Here is a 968-nt window from a genome sequence, read left to right as displayed (position 1 = left end):
AGGCCGTTGTGGGCGGCCAACTCGTTGGTGTGGGTGTCGTAACCGCCCTGGCTGACGAAGAAGGTCTGCTTGGCGTGACCCAGCGTGCCGCGGGCCTCGATCATTCGGGCCGCGCGCAGCAGCTGGCGAGAGATGTCTGAGGTCAGGGCTGCGCCCGTGGTCGGGTGGACGAAATACTTGTCCACGGCCGAAGTGGTTGAGCTGATGATGGTGTTGGCGGCCACGGCCTGGGCATAGGCGCTGCTCATGCCCTTGCTCGTCAGGTCGGTGATCGCACCGTACGACGAAGCGTCGGCGAAGACGTCCAAAGCGGCCTGACGCGCCTTCACCGCAGCATCGGTGCTGGTGGCGTTGTAGCCATTGCGCACGATCGAACCCGACGACGGCAGGATCAGCGGCGCGGTGCGGTCGCCGATCAGGCACAGGTTCGAACCGGCGATCGAGATCAGCGGCGGCAGGCTGGCGGCCTGGGCCCGGTCGTTGATCCGGCCCATGAAGCCGTCGTTGTTGGTGGCCCGGGTGCGCATGCCTTGCCACTGGTTCTGCTGGTCCTCGTGGGACATCAGGTTCACCGGGCGCAGGTCCGGGCGGCTGGTGTAGAGGGCCTTGGTCAGAGGCGCGAACAAGGTGCCGGTGTTGAGCACCGCGCTCAGCGCGCCTTCGTCCCAGGCGGGCTTCAGGGCGGCCATGGCCCCGTGCAGACCAAAGGCCGTGCCGGTCAGTGGCACCAAGCTCGACTGAGCCAACGCAATGCCCGAGCCGCGCTGCTTGGCGTAGTCGGCGTAGCGGCCATCATTGGGCACGACCATGTTCCAGGCATCGTTGCCGCCAAACAAGAAGACCCCGACCATGGCGCGATAGCCCGAGGTATCGGCGGCCAGGGCGCTGGAGAGGCCGAGTTGGCCCAGGGCGGCGACGGCCGAACCGCCGGCGGTCAGGCGCAGGAGTTCACGACGAGAGACGGTCAT

1 protein-coding gene is annotated in these 968 nt (G+C 67.3%); it reads right to left on the bottom strand.

The window, feature by feature from the left end; genetic code table 11:
• On the bottom strand, positions 1-968 hold a 968-nt coding region (locus AC1RRR_RS26100; protein ID WP_492817614.1), incomplete at both ends, for a DUF1501 domain-containing protein.

It is taken from the genome of Caulobacter sp. GW821-FHT12D05 (assembly GCF_058807295.1).
This window is presented reverse-complemented; position numbering and strand designations above follow the sequence as displayed.